The organism is Hymenobacter sp. DG25A (assembly GCF_001280305.1).
GTDB lineage: Bacteria > Bacteroidota > Bacteroidia > Cytophagales > Hymenobacteraceae > Hymenobacter.
The window spans coordinates 3,335,176-3,354,032 of record NZ_CP012623.1; the positions used below are offsets into that span (position 1 = coordinate 3,335,176).

At 59.2% G+C, this 18,857-nt stretch carries 18 protein-coding genes; 9 read left to right on the forward strand and 9 right to left on the reverse strand.

Going from position 1 to position 18,857, the window contains the following annotated elements; all coding sequences use genetic code 11:
• Nucleotides 1-35 precede the first annotated feature (35 nt).
• Complete coding sequence (locus AM218_RS14280; protein ID WP_157547672.1) at nt 36-1,010, reverse strand: hypothetical protein; 975 nt, start codon at nt 1,008-1,010, stop codon at nt 36-38.
• A gap of 458 nt (nt 1,011-1,468) precedes the next feature.
• Here AM218_RS14280 and AM218_RS14285 point away from each other — a divergent pair, with 458 nt between their 5' ends.
• From AM218_RS14285 to AM218_RS14305, 5 genes are all read left to right on the forward strand, one after another.
• Nucleotides 1,469-2,302, forward strand: coding sequence for a prephenate dehydratase (locus tag AM218_RS14285; RefSeq protein WP_054414505.1), 834 nt, complete (start codon nt 1,469-1,471; stop codon nt 2,300-2,302).
• 128 nt (nt 2,303-2,430) lie between these two features.
• Nucleotides 2,431-3,624 (forward strand): pyridoxal phosphate-dependent aminotransferase, encoded by a 1,194-nt coding sequence (locus AM218_RS14290; RefSeq protein WP_054414506.1) that lies wholly within the window; start codon nt 2,431-2,433, stop codon nt 3,622-3,624.
• Nucleotides 3,621-4,466 (forward strand): prephenate dehydrogenase, encoded by an 846-nt coding sequence (locus AM218_RS14295; RefSeq protein WP_054414507.1) that lies wholly within the window; start codon nt 3,621-3,623, stop codon nt 4,464-4,466. Before AM218_RS14290 ends, AM218_RS14295 begins: the two co-directional genes overlap by 4 nt.
• Nucleotides 4,467-4,629: 163 nt before the next feature.
• A complete protein-coding gene (locus tag AM218_RS14300; protein WP_054414508.1) occupies nt 4,630-5,703 on the forward strand; it encodes a chorismate mutase in 1,074 nt (357 codons plus the stop codon).
• 256 nt (nt 5,704-5,959) lie between these two features.
• Nucleotides 5,960-7,348, forward strand: coding sequence for a lysophospholipid acyltransferase family protein (locus tag AM218_RS14305; protein ID WP_054414509.1), 1,389 nt, complete (start codon nt 5,960-5,962; stop codon nt 7,346-7,348).
• Here AM218_RS14305 and AM218_RS14310 read toward each other — a convergent pair.
• From AM218_RS14310 to AM218_RS14325, 4 genes are all read right to left on the reverse strand, one after another.
• A complete protein-coding gene (locus AM218_RS14310) occupies nt 7,338-7,934 on the reverse strand; it encodes a hypothetical protein (protein ID WP_054414510.1) in 597 nt (198 codons plus the stop codon). The two genes, AM218_RS14305 and AM218_RS14310, sit on opposite strands and share 11 nt — an antisense overlap.
• Nucleotides 7,918-8,730, reverse strand: coding sequence for a metallophosphoesterase family protein (locus AM218_RS14315; protein WP_231717500.1), 813 nt, complete (start codon nt 8,728-8,730; stop codon nt 7,918-7,920). The genes AM218_RS14310 and AM218_RS14315 overlap by 17 nt, the downstream gene beginning before the upstream one ends.
• Before the next feature lie 116 nt (nt 8,731-8,846).
• Complete coding sequence (locus AM218_RS14320; RefSeq protein ID WP_157547673.1) at nt 8,847-9,455, reverse strand: hypothetical protein; 609 nt, start codon at nt 9,453-9,455, stop codon at nt 8,847-8,849.
• 5 nt (nt 9,456-9,460) lie between these two features.
• Nucleotides 9,461-10,288, reverse strand: a complete 828-nt coding sequence (locus AM218_RS14325; protein ID WP_054414513.1) for a metallophosphoesterase family protein — start codon at nt 10,286-10,288, stop codon at nt 9,461-9,463.
• A gap of 218 nt (nt 10,289-10,506) precedes the next feature.
• On the opposite strand from AM218_RS14325, the gene radA reads away from it, so the two are divergent.
• The 4 genes from radA to AM218_RS14345 all read left to right on the forward strand — a co-directional run bounded on the left by radA (nt 10,507) and on the right by AM218_RS14345 (nt 15,777).
• Nucleotides 10,507-11,892 (forward strand): DNA repair protein RadA, encoded by a 1,386-nt coding sequence (radA, locus tag AM218_RS14330; RefSeq protein WP_044510752.1) that lies wholly within the window; start codon nt 10,507-10,509, stop codon nt 11,890-11,892.
• Between the two features lie 249 nt (nt 11,893-12,141).
• Nucleotides 12,142-13,557, forward strand: coding sequence for a TlpA family protein disulfide reductase (locus tag AM218_RS14335; RefSeq protein WP_054414514.1), 1,416 nt, complete (start codon nt 12,142-12,144; stop codon nt 13,555-13,557).
• A 255-nt stretch (nt 13,558-13,812) separates the two neighbouring features.
• Nucleotides 13,813-14,832, forward strand: coding sequence for an SPASM domain-containing protein (locus AM218_RS14340; RefSeq protein ID WP_054415644.1), 1,020 nt, complete (start codon nt 13,813-13,815; stop codon nt 14,830-14,832).
• Nucleotides 14,833-14,904: 72 nt separating this feature from the next.
• Nucleotides 14,905-15,777 (forward strand): mechanosensitive ion channel family protein, encoded by an 873-nt coding sequence (locus AM218_RS14345; RefSeq protein ID WP_054414515.1) that lies wholly within the window; start codon nt 14,905-14,907, stop codon nt 15,775-15,777.
• Nucleotides 15,778-15,891: 114 nt separating this feature from the next.
• Here AM218_RS14345 and AM218_RS14350 read toward each other — a convergent pair whose 3' ends face one another.
• From AM218_RS14350 to AM218_RS14365, 4 genes are all read right to left on the reverse strand, one after another.
• Entirely contained in the window at nt 15,892-17,187 is a 1,296-nt protein-coding gene (locus AM218_RS14350; RefSeq protein WP_054414516.1) for an erythromycin esterase family protein, read from the reverse strand.
• 88 nt (nt 17,188-17,275) lie between these two features.
• Nucleotides 17,276-17,617, reverse strand: coding sequence for a hypothetical protein (locus tag AM218_RS14355; RefSeq protein ID WP_054414517.1), 342 nt, complete (start codon nt 17,615-17,617; stop codon nt 17,276-17,278).
• A 119-nt stretch (nt 17,618-17,736) separates the two neighbouring features.
• Nucleotides 17,737-17,934: a FeoB-associated Cys-rich membrane protein gene (locus AM218_RS14360; RefSeq protein WP_157547674.1), complete on the reverse strand. Its 198-nt coding sequence runs from the start codon at nt 17,932-17,934 to the stop codon at nt 17,737-17,739.
• A 34-nt stretch (nt 17,935-17,968) separates the two neighbouring features.
• Nucleotides 17,969-18,793: an inositol monophosphatase family protein gene (locus tag AM218_RS14365; protein ID WP_054414519.1), complete on the reverse strand. Its 825-nt coding sequence runs from the start codon at nt 18,791-18,793 to the stop codon at nt 17,969-17,971.
• Between the last annotated feature and the right edge of the window lie 64 nt (nt 18,794-18,857).

Here is an 18,857-nt window from a genome sequence, read left to right on the forward strand (position 1 = left end):
AGTGTGATAAGGCTGTTTTTAAAGCTGCCAGACGGTTATTCCGGGCGGGCAGCGGAGCGCAGCGTATCGATGGGGGCGGGAGCTACGGGCAAGCTGTCGGGCAGGGCCGCCGGGCGCGGCATGGGTGCTATTTTGGGAATGGGTTTTTTAGATGGTTTGGGCTTGCGGGCCGCCGTGGCCTTGGGCGTGCTCTTCTTTTTAGCCGCCGCAGCTTTGGCGGCCGCCGCCTCGGCCTTTAACTTGGTAATGCGCCGCTCCAGATTCTCGAGCATGTACTGCGCATCGGACTTAAACTGTGGCTCCGTGAACAGGGCCACGGCCAGCTGGGCCTCGTGGCGGGCTTTGGGCAGCTGGTGCAGCTCTATGTAGTCGTAAGCCAGGTTGAAATGGGCCAGGGCGTAGTTCTTGCGCAGGGAAATGGTGTGCTCAAAGGCCCCTGAGCTGGCTTTAAACTGACCCAGCCGCATGTAGGCATAGCCCAGGGCATAGTAGGAAAGGTAGTCGCCGTAACCGTGCTTGTGGGCTGCTTCGTAATGCTGCACCATCAATGGGAACAGGTTGTCTTCGGTGCGGCCGGGCTCGGCGCAGCCACACTGCTGCACCTCAAAATAGTAGTCGGCCAGGCCTTTATCCAGCTTATAGTTATCGGGGTACTTCTTGTGCAGGCCTTCCAGAATGGTGCGCACGGGAAAGAAAAAGGCCAGCGTATCGGTGCGGGCCAGCACCCGGATGGAGTCCAGCGGCTGGGTGAGCGAGAGGTTGCGGAAGGCAAACCGGCGGTAGTTCAGGTGCCGGCTGTGGTACTGCAGCGCCAGCTCCGAGGCCATAAGCGCCACGGCCGGGCGCTTATGCTCGGGGTCAAAGTTCTGCAGCAGTACAAAGGCCGACTCATACTTGCGCTCCAAGATCAGCTGGTTGGCCCGCTGCAGCACAATAGACTCGCCCTGCGCCCACGCGCCGGCCACTGGCAGCAGCCAGCTCAACAATAACAACACTCTAAAACGCATCATGCAGGAGAATAGCGAAGCAAGATACTGCCCCGGCCGCATTCAGGGCATAAACCGGGCCGGCTGACGGCAAAGGTCATCGAAAACTGCCCCCAGTACCTTGCATTTTCGAAATCCTTGGCTAGCTTTGGTCAACAACCCCCTGCAGATCATGCCTACGCCCGCGGCCCGCTTCTATTTTAGCTACTACTTCTACTACGGCAAACCGTAGCAGCGAGGCCCCTGTTTGTAGCATCATCCCACAAACTCATGCAAGCCTCCCTACCCGGAGGCTTTTTTTACGCCCTTTCTGATTCCATGCGTTCCGGTACCGCTCCTTTCAGCTTCTTCTTTCGCTACTACTTCTATTACCGGAAGCAGCGGGGCCCCTTTTGCATGTTCTAACCACTCAGAATGCAGCAACTACCTAGGGCCCCGCAACCGCGCCGGCCCTTTTTTATTTCCGTTTTTCGCTGATTACCATGCCGCATACCATTGCCATTCAGGGTTTCGAAGGCAGCTTCCACCAGATAGCTGCCCGGCACTACTTCGGCCCCGCGGCCCTGACTGCGCCCTGCGCCACGTTTGGAGAAGTGGTGCGTCAGGTAGCCAGCGGCACGGCACCCTATGGCCTGATGGCCATTGAAAACTCTATTGCCGGCAGCATTCTGCCCAACTATAACCTGCTGCGCCAGGCCAACCTGCGCGTAACCGGCGAGGTGTACCTGCAGATCCGGCAGCATCTGATGGCTTTGCCCGGCCAGCAGCTGGCCGATATTCAGGAGGTGCACTCCCATCCCATGGCCCTGCTGCAGTGCGCCGACTTCCTGAACCAGCACGGCCCCTGGCGGCTGGTAGAAACCGAAGACACGGCTCTCAGTGCGCAGCGCATCCGGGAAGGGCTGCGCACGGGCATGGCCGCCGTGGCCGGCAAGCTGGCCGCCGAGCTGTTTGGGCTGGAAATTCTGGAGAAGGATATTCACTCCGAAAAGAAAAACTACACCCGCTTTCTGGCGTTGGCGCGGCCCGAGAATGCGGCGCCGGTGGCGCAGTCCAATAAAGCCTCGGTGTACTTCCATACCACCCACGCCCAGGGCAGCCTGGCCCAGGTGCTGGTCCGCATTGCCGGGCAGGGCATCAACCTATCCAAGCTCCAGTCCTTCCCCATTCCGGCCAAAACCTGGCATTACTACTTCCACGCCGACCTGGAGTTTGACGACCCGGCCCAGCTGGAAGCCGCGTTGCGGGAAATAAAGCCCGTAACGGAAGGGCTGGAGGTGCTGGGCGTATATCACAGAGGCGCCACCTATAAGTAAGCCCGAAACCACAGAACATCAGACAGAGGCGAAGCATCTCGCTTGCTGAGTTTGCCATAGTAATTATATACCACTGCACGCGAGATGCTTCGGCTTCGCCTCTGCATGACAGATAAAAACGAACATCTATGCAAGTTTCCGTAGCCAGCCGCCTTCACCACACGCAGGAGTACTACTTCTCTCAGAAGCTGCGCGAAATTGAGAGGCTGAATAAGGCCGGCGCGCCGGTGATTAACCTGGGTATTGGCAGCCCGGATATGCCGCCGCATCCCCTCGTTATTGCGGCCCTTACTACCGCGGCCCAGCTGCCCAACACCCACGCCTATCAGAATTATAAAGGCGTGCCGGCCCTGCGCCAGGCCATGGCCGACTGGTACCAGCGGTTTTACGGCGTGGCGCTGAACCCGGAGGCGGAAGTGCTGCCGCTGTTGGGCTCCAAGGAAGGCATCATCCACATCAGCATGACGTTTCTGGAAGCCGGGGACGAAGTACTGATTCCGAACCCTGGCTACCCGGCCTACCGCGCCGCCGCCCAGCTCAGCGGCGCCACCCCCGTAGACTACGACCTGACCGCCGCCAACCACTGGCTGCCCGACCTGGAGGCGCTGGCCCACCAGGACCTGAGCCGCGTGAAGCTGATGTGGGTGAATTACCCGCACATGCCCACCGGCACCCCACCCGATGCCGCCTTTTTTGCCCGTCTGGTGGCTTTTGCCACGGCACACAATATTCTGCTGGTGCACGACAACCCCTACAGCTTCATTCTCAACCAGGAGCCGCCGCAAAGTTTGCTGGCCGTGCCGGGGGCGCGGGAAGTGGTGCTGGAGCTGAACTCCCTGAGTAAGTCGCACAACATGGCGGGCTGGCGCGTGGGCATGCTCCTGGGCCGCGCCGATTTGCTGCAGGAAGTGCTGCGCTTCAAGAGTAACCTCGATTCGGGTATGTTTCTGCCGGTGCAGCTGGCGGCCATCGAAGCCCTGCAGCTGGATGAAAGCTGGTACGCGGAGCTGAACGCCCATTATGCCGCCCGCCGGGAGCTGGTGTTTGAGCTGCTGGAAACCATTGGCTGCAGCTTTGCCCGCCAGCAGGTGGGCTTGTTTGTATGGTCGGCCATTCCGGCCGGGTATGCGGATGGCTTCGCCCTGAGCGACGAGTTGCTACACACGGCGCGGGTCTTCCTCACGCCCGGCGGCATTTTCGGTACCAATGGCAACGGCTTTATTCGGGTGAGTTTGTGCCAGCCCACGGCGGTGCTGCAGGCTGCTCTAGGGCGCATTCGCGCGGCCCGGGTTCAACCCTCTTTTACTACTTCAGCCTCATGAAAACTGTAACTATCATCGGTGTCGGGCTCATTGGCGGCTCACTGGCCATCAGCCTCCGGCAGAAAGGATTAGCCAGCCACATTATTGGGGTAGACCACAGCCCCGAAAACCTGCTGCAGGCCCGGCAGCTACAGCTGATTGACGAAGGCACCCCGGACCTGATCAGCGCCGTGCGCCGGGCCGACCTGGTGGTAGTGGCCGTGCCCATGGATGCCATGCTCACGGTGCTGCCCCAGGTTTTGGATGCGGTGAAAAACCAGGTAGTTATCGACGTGGGCTCTACCAAATCCATGCTGCTGACCGCTGTGGCCGGGCATCCCAAGCGGGGCCGTTTCGTGGCCGTGCACCCCATGGCCGGCACCGAATACTCCGGCCCGGAAGCCGCCGTGCCGGAACTGTTCACCGACAAAACCTTGGTTATCTGCGACGCCGAACAGAGTGATGCTGATGCCGTGGCGCAGGTGCAAAGCCTCTTCGAACAGCTGCAGATGAACATTGAGTACCTCGATGCGGCTGCTCATGATTTGCATACGGCGTACGTGTCACACATTTCCCATATCACGTCTTTCGCACTGGCCCTCACCGTATTAGAAAAGGAAAAGGAAGAGCAGCAGATTTTTGCCCTGGCCAGCGGGGGCTTCGCCTCCACCGTGCGCCTGGCCAAAAGCTCCCCCGATATGTGGGTGCCCATCTTCCGCCAGAACCGCGTGAACGTGCTGGATGTACTCGATGAGCACATTCACCAGCTGCAGCACCTGCGCCAGCTCATTGCCCAGGAAGACTACGCCGCCGTGTACCAGCAGATCCAGCAAGCCAACCTCATTAAGAAAATTCTGAAGTAACGCTCACTGTAAGAACGTCATGTCGAGCGCAGTCGAGACATCTCGCTAGTGTGGTAAACCTAATTACTACTACTACATCAGCACGCGAGATGTCTCGACTCCGCTCGACATGACCGGTACAAGGCATCATTTTTCTACAAAACTCAAAAACCAGCCATACATCATGCAATCTGCCCTTTTCAACCGCCAGCCAGACGATAAGCCTTACCTGATTTCCGGACCCTGCTCCGCCGAAACCGAAGAGCAGGTGCTGGATACCTGCCAGCGCCTGGCCGCCACCGGCAAGGTGCAGGCCCTGCGCGCCGGCATCTGGAAGCCCCGCACCAAGCCCGGCGGCTTTGAGGGCGTGGGCACCAAGGGCCTGCCCTGGCTCAAGAAAGCCAGTGAGCTGACGGGCCTGCCGATAGCCGTAGAAGTAGCCACCGCCAAGCACGTGGAAGACTGCTTGGCCTTTGGGGTAGATATTTTGTGGGTGGGCGCCCGCACCACCGGCAACCCGTTTTCGGTGCAGGAAATTGCCAACGTGCTGCGCGGCGTGCAGGTACCGGTGCTGGTGAAAAACCCCATTCACCCGGAGCTGGAGCTGTGGGTGGGCGCCGTGGAGCGCCTGCAAAAGGCCGGGCTGGAAAAAGTGGGCCTCATTCACCGGGGCTTCAGCAGCTACGGCAACACCGACTACCGCAACGCGCCCATGTGGCACCTGCCCATCGAGATGAAGCGCCGCCAACCGGAAATGCCGCTGCTCTGCGACCCCAGCCACATCTGCGGCCGCCGCGATACGCTCTTCGCCGTGGCCCAGCAGGCCCTCAACCTGGGCTTCGATGGCAACATGATTGAGAGCCATCAGAACCCCGACGCGGCCTGGAGCGACGCCAAGCAGCAAATCACGCCCGAAGTACTGAAGGACCTGATTCAGGATTTGGTGTGGCGCCACGAAACCACCAACCAGCGCGAGTTCCTGACGGCCCTGGCCAGCCTGCGCGAGCAAATCAACCAGCTCGATGCCGAAATTATCCAGCTGCTGGGTCGCCGCATGGGCGTGGCCGAAAAAATAGGCGAGTACAAGAAGGAAAACGACATCACCATCCTGCAGACCAGCCGCTGGAACGAAGTGCTGGAGCGCGCCCAGCGCCAGGGCACGTCTGTGGGACTCACCCCGGAGTTTGTAGAGCAGTATTTCGCCGCCGTGCACCTGGAGTCCATCAACCGGCAGAACGCCATAATGAACCGGGAGTAAAGAGCTTCTCTTATCCTAAATCACTCACAGTTCTTCTGTCATCCTGAGCCCCGCGAAGGATCTTATCATGGCTAAACGACAAGCGTCACAACGACTCGTTCTTACCTGATAAGGTCCTTCGCCAAGCTCAGGATGACAGCTGTTTTTGAAGGAGTTGGAAGAAGAGATTTGTAGGAGTAGACAGCTGCCGTTTTCATCCCTTGCTTGTCGGTGATGGGGATTTGCCGTACTTGGGCCCATGCTCTTTTATACTGTTATGAAACCGCTGGTGCAGGTAGCACTGCGCGTGTTTTTTCGTAAGCTCGAAGTTCGTAATCCACAGCGGCTGCAAATGCCGGGGCCGCTGCTGATTACCGGCAACCACCCCAACACGCTGATGGATCCTTTGGTGGTGGCCGTAAACCGCCGGGAGCCCATTGCCTTTCTGGCCAAGAGCACCTTCTTTCAAAACCCCATCCTGCGCCGCATTATGGAGTCCGGCAACTCGATTCCCATTTACCGCCGGCAGGATGCCGAAACCGGGGAAGGCGGCGCCAGTCTGGAGGAAATAGCGGCCCGCAACGAGGCCTCCTTTGGCCGCTGCTTTGATTATTTGGGCCAGGGCGGCACAGTGATGATTTTTCCGGAGGGCACCAGCGTATCAGAGCGTAAGCTGCGGCCATTGAAAACCGGCGCGGCGCGCATTGCCCTGGGTACGGAAGCCCGCTATAATTTTCAGCTGGGGCTGCACGTGCTACCGCTGGGTATTAATTATTTCGATCCGACCCGGTTTCGCTCCGATGTCTTTATCAATGTGGCCCCGCCTATCCGGGTAGCCGATTATGCCGCGGCCTACCAGCAGGACCCCGAAGCAGCGGCCGATTTGCTGACCGAGGAAATCCGCCGCCGCATGGAAGTGCGCCTCGTGATTACCCGCGACGCCGCCGAGGACGAGCTGGCCCGGCAGGTAGAGCGCACCTTCGGCGACCATCTCAACCCCGATGACGACCCCACCACGCTCTACGACAACTTCCAGCTGAGCCGCACGCTGCAGCAGGCCATTCTCTACTTCGAGCAGCACGCCCCCGCCCACCTCACGGAAGTGCGCCGGCAGCTGACCACGTATCTGGCCCAACTACATAAATTCCGGCTCACCGATGAAGCGCTGGAAGCTGGTCAGCAGAAAACCGGCACCCGCTTTTCCCGCGCCGTTAGCACTGCCTCGCGCCTTATTCTGGGGCTGCCGCTGTATGTGTACGGCGTTATCAACAACTACATTCCCTACATTATACCTTCCCTGATTGCCCGCAAAGCCACGACAGACATTGCCTTTCTGGCGCCCATTATGCTGGTCACGGGCATGCTTACCTTCAGCCTGGGGTATGTGGCCCAAACGGCGCTGGTGCACCATTTCACGCAGGACTGGCGCTGGACCACCCTCTACGCTCTGAGCCTGGCCCCGGCGGGCTTTTTTGCCCTCAACTACTGGGGCAACCTGGAAGGCCGGCTGCGGCGCTTGCGTACCCTGCAGCTTTTCCGGCAGCAGCGGCCTGCCATGGAAGCGCTACTACAGCAGCGCACCCTTATTCTACAGCTGCTGAACGAAGCCCGGGTGGCCTATCTGGCCGCCAAAGCCGGCAAGAAAGGCGAGGCGGCTATCGACTGATTTTGGCGCCCAGCCCCAACGTCAGGATTTCCGCCGGGCTTAGTGTCTTGTTGGACAGCATGCTCACCAGATACAGGTCATTGGTGCTGAGCTCAGCATAGGCGCTGGTGCGCCGGAAGCCCTGCGCTGCCGGGGCCACATACGTAAGGCGCGGCCCCAAAAAGGCCCCCACCCGCACCGCCGAGGACCACCAGTAATACCCCCTGGTGGGGTAGCGGCCGGTAGACTGGCTGGTAAGAAAAAAGCGCCGGCCCAGCGTGTAGTTCACCATGCCGCCTACCGTAACAGGACTTACCTGCAGGTGCTGCCCCAGCTTAGGAGAGAAGGGGATATAAGTGGTTTTGAGGGTGATAATACCCAGCGCCCGCCCCCCGGCCACCCGCCGCGGTACATAACCTACCAGTACCTCGGGCTCCAGCCGCTGCCGGGCCAGCCGGTAGCCGCCGCCTACCGCCACTGTGCCAATGCCACCGCCTACCTGCACCGTCAGAAAAAATGGGCCTGCGCCGGGCATAGGCTTCTGGGCCTGGGCCAGCAGGGGAAACAGGGCGGCCACCAGGGCCCCGGCTTTAGCGCACCTTAGCATAGCTGACGGTTTCCAGGCGGAAGTAGCGCTGCCCCCACAGCGTCAGAATATGGTAGCGCCGCTTCCGCAGGTTATAAGCCGTAAGGTAGGTAAGCCCATCGTGAAAGGGCTGCCCGGCCGTGAAACGGTGAATGTGCGCGCCTAGGTGCAGGGTTACTTTAGGATGGCGGCCCAGCAGCTGCGTGTAGGGTTGCACCAGTTTGGGGTCGAAGTCAGCATCGTTGGGGGGGACGTGGCAGAGGATGACGGTTCGGGCAATGCCGGCGGTATCGGCCAGCTGCTGCTCCAGCCAGTCAAGGTCGGGCACGCGGCCGTTAAAGCCGTACTCGCGGCCATTGGTATCCAGGCAGATAAAGCGCGTGCCCTGGTACACAAAGGAGTAGTTCAGGGGGCCAAAGTGCGCCTGGTAGGCGGCGCGGCCGTTGCCCAGCTCATCATGGTTGCCGATGACAGTGAGGTAGGGCACGCGCAGCTTTTGCAGGCGGCGGTGCACCCAGTGCATTTCGCGCCCCAGCCCGAAATCAGAAATATCCCCGGCAATAGTCACAAAATCGATGCGCGGCTGCTGGTTTACGCTGGCCACGAAGTCCGCCGTTTCATCATAAAACCGCTGGGTGTCGCCTACCAAGACAAAGCGTACCGTGTCGCCGTGGTGGGTAGGGGGCTGCGCGGCCAGCCGGGCTAAGTTGCGGCTGGTCTGGTGCTGCTCGGCGGCCGGTGCGTAGGCCTGGTTGGGGCTGGATTCCAGCAGGCTGCACCCCATCAGCCAGCTGCCCGCCATCAACGCTCCACCCACACGTCTTATATGTTGACTGCTGCTGCGCATAGCTTTAGCCCGGTATGTTGCCGGCGCGGGATAAAAGCCGACAAAACTCCTGAAATCACTGCCGGTTTGCCGGGTTGTTCGGCTTGTTATAGATTCATTTTCAGACCGATAGCCAACGTCAGAAGCTGGGACGGTCGCAGGCTATGGCGGTTGGTGAGGTAGCTGTGCAGGTATAAGTCATTCGAGCCCACCTCATAATAAAAAGCTAGGGAGCGGCTATGGTCGGGTGAGGTGGGCCAGGCCGTATAGGCAATGCTGCTGCCCAGCAACGGGCCGTAGCGCAGCGTGCGCGAAAACCAGTAGTAGTCATCGGGGTACTGGTTGGGCTCGCCGGGGTTTTGCAGCCCGTGGGTGTAGCTGCCATAGGCGCCCACCGTCAGGGGCGTCAGCTGCCAGTCCGCCCCCAGCGGCAGGCGTACCGGCGAGTAAGACGCTTTCAGCGTGACAATAGTGAGCTCAGTGCCGGCGTGTTGTTTCGGTACGTAGCCCACCAAAATATCCGTGCTCAGCCGCTGGCGCCAGTAGCTGTAGCCGGCGCCCACGGCCACCATGCCAATGCCGCCCCCGGTTTGCAGCATCAAATGGCGCGGGTGATACCAGTGCTTGGCCGCAGGCGCGGCTGCCGAATCGGGGGGCAGGGGCGGGGTGGCCAAGGCGGTCAGCGGCAAGGCCAGCAGCAAAAACAGGAACAGCATCCGCATCAGAAAGCAATGGTTTGGAGGCGGAACTGCTTCTGGCCCCACACCGTGAGCACTACATACTGGCGTTTCTCAAAGGCAAAGGAGTTGATATAGGTCACGCCATCATCAAAGGGCTGGCCGATGTGAAAATCGTGGCGGTGGCCGTTCAGCTCAAATACCAGCCGCGGGGCATTGCGCAGCGCGGCGGTGTAAGCCGGGCGCAGGGCCGGGTCAAAGTCGGGGTCTTCCGGGGGCACGTGCGACATCACCACCTGGCGCTGTACGCCCACGGTATCGGCCAGCTGCTGCTCCACCCAAGGCACGTCCGGAATGCGGCCGTTGAAGTTGTACTCGCGCCCGTTGGTATCCGTCATGATAAAGCGGGTGCCGGCGTAGGTAAACGTGTAGTTCAGGGGCCCGAATATTTCCTGATACGCGGCGCGGCCGTTGGCTACCTGGTCGTGGTTGCCGATGACGGTGAGGTAGGGCACACTTAGCTTACTCAGCTTTTCATTTACCCAGCGCATTTCGCGGTTCAGGCCGAAATCAGAAATATCCCCGGCCACTACCACAAAGGAAATGCCCTGCTGTTGGTTTACGCTTTGTACAAAAGCATCGGCCTGCTCATAAAACCGCTGGGAGTCGCCGGTGAATACAAACCGCAGCGTGTCGCCGGGCGGCAGGGTCTGCTGCTCCAGGCGGGCCAGATTTTTGCGCGTGAGGTGGCTTTCTTCGGCCGGAGCCCGGTGGTCGTTGGGACTGAACTCCACCCACTCGCAGCCGGCCAGAGAAAGGAGCAGGGTACCCAGAAGAAATCGAATAGAAAAAGAAGAGAAGAAAGATGTCATAACTGCGCCTCAAGAGCCAAAACACAAGCGCTACCCGCCCCCGCTGATAACCAGCCCCGGACTTATACGAACAACTGCCGGGGTGGGTAGTTTGCCGGCCCGGTTAATTGTGGAAAGTGCTTTGGCCGCGGCTTTCGGTGCTGCGGTTAAAAGGTGTTTCTTGCCAAACTTTTTTGCGCCGCCGCGCATTCTTCTTATTTCCCCCTGAGCTTACCCGAATGGCCAAACTGAAGACCCTTTATTTCTGCCAGAACTGCGGGGCGCAATCCGTGAAGTGGATTGGCCGCTGCCCTTCCTGCGGGGAGTGGAATACCTACGTGGAGGAAGTGGTGCAGAAGGAAGACACCCAGGCCGCCGGCTCCTGGAAAACGCCGGCCGCTGCCAGCACCACCAAAGTGTCTAAGCCGCGCCCCGTCAGTGAGATACACTATGAAGAAGAGCCCCGCATCATCACCCACGATGGCGAGCTGAACCGCGTGCTGGGCGGGGGCCTGGTACCTGGGTCCCTGGTGCTGATTGGGGGCGAGCCGGGCATCGGCAAAAGCACGCTCATGCTGCAGATTGCCATGCAGCTGCGCCAGCTGAAGGTGCTGTATGTGTCGGGTGAGGAAAGTGAGCAGCAGATCAAGATGCGCGCCGAGCGTCTCATTGGTGAGCAGCACCCGGGCTGCTACATTCTCACCGAAACCAATACCCAGAATATCTTCAAGCAGATAGACCAGCTGCAGCCCAACATCGTGGTCATCGACTCCATTCAAACCCTGCACTCGGGGCTGGTGGAATCGGGGGCGGGCTCCGTGAGCCAGGTGCGCGAGTGCACCCAGGAGCTGCTGAAGTATGCTAAGGAAACCGGCGTACCCGTGCTGCTCATCGGCCACATCACCAAAGACGGCTCCATTGCCGGTCCCAAAATTCTGGAGCACATGGTGGATACCGTGCTGCAGTTTGAGGGCGACCGGCACCTGAGCTACCGCATTCTGCGCACCATCAAAAACCGCTTCGGATCTACCTCAGAGTTGGGTATTTATGAGATGCAAGGCTCTGGTTTGCGGCAGGTGAGTAACCCCTCGGAAATTCTGCTTTCGCAGCGCACCGAAACGCTGAGCGGCATGGCTATTGGTGCCACGCTGGAAGGCAACCGCCCCTTGCTGGTAGAAGTGCAGGCCCTGGTTACGCCCGCCACCTACGGCACGCCCCAGCGCAGCAGCACCGGCTTTGATGCCAAACGCCTGCAGATGCTGCTGGCCGTGCTGGAAAAGCGCAGCGGCCTGCGCTTAGGTCAGCACGACGTATTCCTGAACATTGCCGGTGGCCTGCGCCTCGACGACCCGGCCCTGGACCTGGCCGTGTGCGCGGCCGTGGTTTCCTCGCTGAATGATATTCCGCTGTCCGGCGAAACCTGCCTAGCGGCCGAAGTGGGCCTGAGTGGGGAGATACGGGCCGTGAGCCGGCTGGATCAGCGCCTCTCCGAGGCCGAAAAGCTGGGGTTTGGCGAAATGTATATTTCGCAGTTTAATGCCCGGGGGCTCGATCTGGGGCGTTTTGGCATCCGGGTGCATCCGGTAGGCCGCCTGGATGAGGTGCTCAGTGGTTTGTTTGGCTAAAATCTGCGTAAACAGCCGCGTAGGCAGCCGGTTACGAAAAAAGTAACATTGCGGATTGGACTTTCTCAATCCAAATGCCTTATCTTCGGTATCTAAATTGACTTTTCCCGCGAAAAATCAGAGAATGAGGCATCTGGCCCCGGGCAGATTCGCGGATAAGTTCAGTTTAACCCTCCTTGTTGTAAGCGCCGTACTACCTCGATATACGTTCTAATGGCATTTTCCTTCCGCATAGCTGCTGGCTGTCTGATGGCTGCGCTTCTGGCGCCGCTGTCCGGCTGGGCGCAGGGCACCGTTTTACTTACCGGTAAAATCAGTAACCAGGACAGTGATACCATCGCCATTTCCGTGCGCGATAATCCCCTGCAGGCCAACGAGCAGCTGACCTACGCCCGCGTTGACAGCAAAGGCGAGTTCCGGCTGGCCCTGAAAGTAGACGGCCCTACCCGCGCCGACCTGGTGTACGGCGACGACGTAACGGCCCTGTTTGTGGAGCCGGGCAATGCTCTGGAAATCAAGTTTAAGGGCTCCGATATGGCGGGCTCCATCCGCTTTAAGGGCAAGGGGGCGGAAGCCAACACTTTCCTCTCGGAGATGGATGACAAGTTTGTGGAGAACGATGGTTTTCAGGTGCTGCCCGAAAATATCATGCTTTACGAGCCGGGATTTCTGAGCTTTCTGGATTATCGGCGGAAAGCTGAAGACAAGTTCCTGGCTGAAAATGAAGAGAGCCTTTCTCAGCCGTTCATCAACTACGTGAAGGCCGAAATTGCCTATACCTACGCCAACGACCGGCTGACTTTCCAGGACCTGCGCGAGCAGGTGGTAGCCACCGAGGGACGTCTGAAAATGTCGCCTACGTATTACGAATTCCTCAATGATAAAAGCCTGATCAACAACGCTTCTGCCCTGCAGAACGAAATGTATCAGGAGTTTCTGCTGAACTACGTTCACTACCAGGCGCAGAGCCAGAGCCACCAGCGCTCCGACCCTGATTTCTACCAGGTATGCTATGAGGTGGCCAAGGAGAATCTCAGTGGCAGTGTCCGGCCGCTGGTGCTGGGCCGCATTATGCAGGAGTCATTCCGCTTTGGGCACATCAAACTCTCGCAGGCCATGCTCAGCGACTTCCGCACCCAGCCGGAGTCCGGCAAGTACCTGCCCGCCCTGCAGGCCGACTTCGACGCGCACAAGTCCTTTTCCATTGGTGCCCAGGCCCCCGATTTCAAGCTGGTTACGGCCAAAGGCGACTCCGTCTCTCTGCGCAGCTTTGCCGGCAAGCTGGTGTACATCAACTTCTGGAAATCTACCAGCGGTTTGTGCCTGCGCGACCTGCCCTACGCACAGGATCTGGCCAAAAAGTTTGAAGGCAAGAACATTGTCTTCCTCAACATTGCCTTTGATGAGAACGAGCCCGCCTGGCGCCAGTTGGTGGTCAGCAAGAAGCTGCCGGGCGTGCACGTGCGCGCTTCCGGTGGTCTGCGTTCTGCCCTGGCCCGCGCCTACGCCTTGGACAACGTGCCCAGCTACATGCTGCTGGCCGAGGACGGTACCTTCCTGAATACCAAGCCCAAGCGCCTCAGCAGCCACGCGGCCGTAGAGGAAATCAAAGACTCCTTCGGCAAAGCGGCTCTGTATACCAGTACCGCCGAAATCAAGAGATAACGGTTGGTTAGCACCGACCCCGAAAACGCCTTCTGACTTTGTTGGAAGGCGTTTTTTGTTTAGTTGATGCTCAGGCTCTGGCCTCTAGTAACTTATGCCGGCGCACTGCCGGTTACGGTGTCCTTCTGCCGGCCGCACCGGTATAACCGGCCCGGAAAGACGCGCCCGGGGAACAACTTTCGCTTGCTTTTAGGGGTTAAGGTGCTGAAAATGGAGTGGCCGGCTTTGCGCTGCATTCCCGACCTTTATGCTTCTATGCGCTCCACCGTTCTTGATGGCCTGAATTTTCTGTCGAAGCTGACTCCGCGTCGCGCCCTGAATACGGCGCAGGTGGTAGGCGGCTATGCCCTGAGCAAGCTCACGGGCAAGGCCCGGCACTGGGGGCTGCCGCTGGCGCTTTCCTTCGAGCCCACCACCAGCTGCAACCTGCGCTGCCCGGAGTGCCCCAGCGGCCTGCGCTCCTTCACGCGCCCCACCGGCATGCTGCCCGATGACCTGTTCAAGCGCACCATTGATGAGGTAGCCTCCCGGCTCTGGTACCTAATTTTCTACTTTCAGGGCGAGCCCTACCTGCACCCGCACTTCTTGGAGCTGGTAAAATACGCCGCCGATAAAGGCATTTACACGGCCACCAGCACCAACGCCCACTACCTCAACGACCAGAATGCCCGCCGCACCGTGGAGTCAGGCCTCGACCGGCTGATTATCTCTCTTGATGGCACCACTCAGGAAGTGTACCAGCAATACCGGGTGGGCGGCAAGCTGGATAAGGTGCTGGAAGGCACCAAGAACATTATCAAGTGGCGGAAAGAGCTGAAATCGAGCACGCCGCGGGTGGTATTCCAATTTCTGGTAGTTCGTCCCAACGAGCATCAAATGGAAGATGCCAAAGCGCTGGCTAAAGACCTGGGCGTGGATGATGTGTGGTTTAAAACCGCCCAGATTTATGACTACGCCCAGGGCTCCCCGCTCATCCCCACCATTGACTACTATTCCCGCTACGAGAACAACAACGGCACCTGGAGCATCAAGAACAAGCTGCTGAACCACTGCTGGAAGATGTGGCACAGCTGCGTGATTACCTGGGACGGCCTGGTGGTGCCCTGCTGCTTTGATAAGGACGCCGAATACCGCCTCGGCGACCTGCAGCAGCAAACCTTCCGCGGGCTGTGGCACGGCCCCAAGTATCAGCAGTTCCGCGCCTCATTGTTAAAGGGTCGCGACCAGATTGACATGTGCCGCAACTGCACTGAAGGCACCCGCGTGTGGGGTTAAGGCCACGGGCCGGCTGCCACTTTTTGCTGCACAGCTTCGTATGTGGGCGGGTAGAACTGTCTGAACCACCGTATGCTTGAAGTAGATAAGGCTTTTTCCCTCTTAGGGACAAAGCTGCATTCCTGGCTTCGCCAGGCCATTATGCTGTTGCCCAATGTGCTGATTGGGGCCGTTGTTTTAGTTATCACCTTTTTTGTAGCGCGGCTGGTGCGCCGGCTGATAGCCGATGTGCTACGGCGGGTTTCGCACAGCGAGGCCATCAACGATTTAGTATCAGCGGTAGCCTACCTGGTAACGCTGCTGCTGGGTGTATTCTTTGTGCTGGGTATTCTGAACCTGGATAAGACCGTCACCTCGCTGCTGGCGGGTGTCGGGATTATTGGCCTGGCCCTGGGCTTTGCCTTTCAGGATATTGCCGCCAACTTCATTGCCGGGATTATCATTGCCATTCAGCGGCCCTTTAATGTGGGGGATATGGTGCAGACCACCACGTTTTTTGGGGTGGTGGAGCGCATCAGCCTGCGCACTGTGGAAATCCGGCAGGTAACGGGCGAGCTGGTGCGCGTGCCCAACAAAAGCGTGTTCGAAAACGCCCTGATTAATTTCTCCGCCAACCGCTTCCGGCGCGTGGATGTGGATGGCGGCGTCCGCCACGACTCCGACCTGGAACATGTGCGGCAGGTAGCTCTGGAAACCATTGCTCAGCTGCCTAATCTGGCGCCTGACAAGCCGGTGCAGCTCATGTTCACGGCTTTTACCAACGATGCCGTCACCTTTCAGCTGCGCTTCTGGATTCTGCACTCCAAGCAGATTGAATATGTAGGGGCCAAAAGCGACGCTATTATTGCCCTGAAGCGGGCCTTTGATGAGGCCGATATTTCCCTGGCCGGGCCCGACAGCAGCTCAACGGCCGCCTCCAAAGAAAAGAAAACCGCCCAGCAGTAAAACCAAAGTAGCGCGAAGCTCCGGCTTCGCGTACGAGCGCAGCGAGTTCTAATGTCAGCAGACGCCGGCTACTCGCTCTGCTCGTACGCGAAGCCGGAGCTTCGCGCTACTTGTTTAGTAAACCCAGGGATACAGGTCCGGGGGCGTGTGCTCGTCGGCTTGGATAGGCAGCGGGTGCAGGGCTTTGGTCTTATCCAAGAACAGAAAGGCGTCGTAGCGCTCCGGCAGGATGGAGGGCACGTAGTTGCCAAACCGCTCAAACTGCGGGCGGTACACCACGCCAATGGCCCGGTGGCCAATGGGCTGCTGCAGAATAGGCAGCGGGCTTAGCTCCTTCGATAACAGCAGGCCATTTTCGCCGTGGAGCTGTTGGTGCAGGATGTTTTCCCAGGAGCCCGCCGGAGCTTCCGGCACGGGCATTTTTTCCGGAGTAGCGCCCCACTTCTTGCCCGCTACCACGGAGCCTTGGTAAGAGCCGAAGCCGACGGCAAATACCTTGTCGCGGCCGTACTTCTCGCGGGCCAGCTGGCCTACGTTCACGGAGCCGTCGCGGGGCATATCGGTGTAGCGCGCATCGCCAATGTGGGTGTTGTGCTCCCAGATAATGGCTTTGCTGTCGGGTCCGTGCAGGTCCAGCAGGCGGGTGAGGGTTTCCATCATGTGCTCGTCGCGCACATTCCAGGAGGCCGAGCCGCCCTTAATCATGGCGCGGTAGTAGCGCTCAGCATTTACGGCCACCAGCGCATTCTGCTCCGCGTTGAATTTCTGCTCCCGCACCAGCAGGCCATCGGGGGCAGATGCGGCAATCTGCTTGCGCAGGGCCTGCAGCATTTCCGTTACCTCATCCTCGCAGTCCTGCCGCACATAAGCCACCGACTCGGCATACTCCTGCGGGTCGTTGCCGAAGGGCTCAAAGCAGCGAAAAGCTCGGTGAGCCGCTTCAATGGCGCCATCTCCCTGCTTTTCCACGTAGCGCATAATCTCCTGCAAGGAGTCCCAGAGGCTGTACACATCCAGCCCAAAAAAGCCCACGCGTTGCTCTTGCGGGCGCTTTTGGTTGAGTTGGTGCAGCCAATCAATCAACGCCGAAATTTCCCAGTTGCCCCACATCCAGGTGGGCCAGCGGTTAAAGGTCTGCAGCAGGCGGGCGGCCGAGCCGTAGGTGACCTGGTCCTGCTTAATGGCCGCATTCACCTCAAAGCAGTCGGGCCAGTCGCCTTCCACCGCAATAAACTGAAAGCCCTTTTCCTTGATGAGGCGCTTGCTCAGCGCCGTGCGCCAGGTGTAATACTCATGCGTGCCGTGGGAGGCTTCCCCCAGCAGTACCAAGCGCGCCTCACCAATGGCTTCCAACAGCGGATCCAGGTCGGCGGCAGAATGCAGAGAATAGGTGGGAAGGAGCGTTTTCATGGTTGAGTTTGATGAGGGCGGAAACAGCGAGTGCGCTGCAATGGGGGTTGCAGCGCACTCGGTCAGACGTCAGACAGGGCAGACGAGCTTATTTATGGCTCTTATCCAGGTTTTTACCCAAGTCTTCTACCTGCTTCAGGAATTCCAGGGCGTCGGTGTCGCCGTAGGTGCCGTAGGCGGAGGAAATGGTGCCGCGTGCCCCGTCGGAGGTTTCCAGGGCATAGAGGATGGACATATCACTGGGGTCACTCTCCCCTTCAAAGCGGTAGAAATCCACAATCGTCACCTCATCGGGCGCGTAGCTCTTGGCCGATTCTTCGCTGATGGTATGCAGCCGGCCATCTTTTACGCGGAAGTCAGCTGTGAAACCTTCAGAGTTGAGGCGTTTTTCCACGTTTATTAAAGACCGTTCTTCTTCTTTGTCTTGCATGGGGAAGGGCGTTTGGTATGTAGGGAGAGCAATGGCGCAGGGGAAAAGAAAATCCCCGCATCGGCTATACGTAGCCAATGCGGGGACAGGTTGTTTTAATATCGGAGAAGAGAAACCGGCTACCTGGCAGCCTGGCGACTGGCGGCTGCCTCAATGGTTTTCTGCAGGCGGTCTACGTCAATAACCGAGCAGGCGCTGCCGCAGCCTTTGGCGCAGCCTTTGGCAGTTTTATCGAAAAAGGCCCGCCAGAAGATGCGGCCTACATAAAAGGCCGCGCCGGCAAAGAGCAGGGCTATAATGAGGTATTGTATCCACATGATGGTCACAAAACTACGAAGCCAAAGAAAAAGTTTAGGCGGGCGTGTGTGCCGGCCAATGTTCCCCAATTACTTCCTGCATCTCGGCGTGCACGGCGGTATTGGAGGCTACTACTTCCCGCCCGAAGATGGGGTCGCCGTCGTGCAGAAACTGCGTCACGTGGCCACCGGCCTCGCGCACCAGCAGAATGCCGGCGGCTACGTCGTAGGAGTTGATGTTGAACTCGAAATACCCATCAAAGCGGCCGGCGGCTACCCAGGCCAGGTCAATGGCGGCGGAGCCTACGCGGCGCACGCCGTTAGTGCGGCGCATAAACTCCTTCAGGATGGGCAGGTAGGTGTCGATGCGGTTGAAGTTGCTGTAGGGGAAGCCCGTGGCAATGAGGGAATGATTCAGGTCCTGGGTGGTGGAAACCCGGATGGGCTGCTCGTTGCAGAACGCCCCGCCGCCGCGCACGGCCCGGAAGCATTCCTTTTGGTTGACTTCGTAAATCACCCCAATCACCAGCTCGGCGCCCTGCATTAAAGCCACGCTCACGGAGTAGATGGGCAGGCCGTGGATGAAGTTGGTGGTGCCGTCCAGGGGGTCAATAATCCAGGTCAGCTCGGTGCCGGCGCTGGTGGCCTGGCTGCTGCCACCGGTGGTGCCTTCCTCGGTTATGAAGCCGGCCTCGGGCAGTAGCTCCCGCAACCCGGCTACCAGCAGCTTTTCCGCCTCTTGGTCTACGTAGGAGACCATATCGTGCAGGCCTTTGTGCTGAATGCGGCCCCGGTCGAAGGTAGCGGCTTCCTGATGAATGAACTGGCCGGCCCGGCGGGCTACCTCGGCTACCTGCAGGCTGAGTTGGTTGAAATCCATGAAGTGGAATTTATGTTTGGGACCCCTACTGTCATCCTGAGCTTGCGAAGGACCTTCTCCCGGC

Excerpts from the sequence above, each read along its gene's own strand:
- AM218_RS14320 (WP_157547673.1), bottom strand. The coding sequence starts at position 9,455 with ATGCTGTTCCTGTTTTTGCTGCTGGCCTTGCCGCTGACCGCCTTGGCC.
- AM218_RS14325 (WP_054414513.1), bottom strand. The coding sequence starts at position 10,288 with ATGACATCTTTCTTCTCTTCTTTTTCTATTCGATTTCTTCTGGGTACC.
- AM218_RS14310 (WP_054414510.1), bottom strand. The coding sequence starts at position 7,934 with ATGCTAAGGTGCGCTAAAGCCGGGGCCCTGGTGGCCGCCCTGTTTCCC.
- radA (WP_044510752.1), top strand. The coding sequence starts at position 10,507 with ATGGCCAAACTGAAGACCCTTTATTTCTGCCAGAACTGCGGGGCGCAA.
- AM218_RS14355 (WP_054414517.1), bottom strand. The coding sequence starts at position 17,617 with ATGCAAGACAAAGAAGAAGAACGGTCTTTAATAAACGTGGAAAAACGC.
- AM218_RS14350 (WP_054414516.1), bottom strand. The coding sequence starts at position 17,187 with ATGAAAACGCTCCTTCCCACCTATTCTCTGCATTCTGCCGCCGACCTG.
- AM218_RS14360 (WP_157547674.1), bottom strand. The coding sequence starts at position 17,934 with ATGTGGATACAATACCTCATTATAGCCCTGCTCTTTGCCGGCGCGGCC.
- AM218_RS14295 (WP_054414507.1), top strand. The coding sequence starts at position 3,621 with ATGAAAACTGTAACTATCATCGGTGTCGGGCTCATTGGCGGCTCACTG.
- AM218_RS14285 (WP_054414505.1), top strand. The coding sequence starts at position 1,469 with ATGCCGCATACCATTGCCATTCAGGGTTTCGAAGGCAGCTTCCACCAG.
- AM218_RS14300 (WP_054414508.1), top strand. The coding sequence starts at position 4,630 with ATGCAATCTGCCCTTTTCAACCGCCAGCCAGACGATAAGCCTTACCTG.
- AM218_RS14340 (WP_054415644.1), top strand. The coding sequence starts at position 13,813 with ATGCGCTCCACCGTTCTTGATGGCCTGAATTTTCTGTCGAAGCTGACT.
- AM218_RS14290 (WP_054414506.1), top strand. The coding sequence starts at position 2,431 with ATGCAAGTTTCCGTAGCCAGCCGCCTTCACCACACGCAGGAGTACTAC.
- AM218_RS14345 (WP_054414515.1), top strand. The coding sequence starts at position 14,905 with ATGCTTGAAGTAGATAAGGCTTTTTCCCTCTTAGGGACAAAGCTGCAT.
- AM218_RS14365 (WP_054414519.1), bottom strand. The coding sequence starts at position 18,793 with ATGGATTTCAACCAACTCAGCCTGCAGGTAGCCGAGGTAGCCCGCCGG.
- AM218_RS14335 (WP_054414514.1), top strand. The coding sequence starts at position 12,142 with ATGGCTGCGCTTCTGGCGCCGCTGTCCGGCTGGGCGCAGGGCACCGTT.
- AM218_RS14305 (WP_054414509.1), top strand. The coding sequence starts at position 5,960 with ATGAAACCGCTGGTGCAGGTAGCACTGCGCGTGTTTTTTCGTAAGCTC.
- AM218_RS14280 (WP_157547672.1), bottom strand. The coding sequence starts at position 1,010 with ATGATGCGTTTTAGAGTGTTGTTATTGTTGAGCTGGCTGCTGCCAGTG.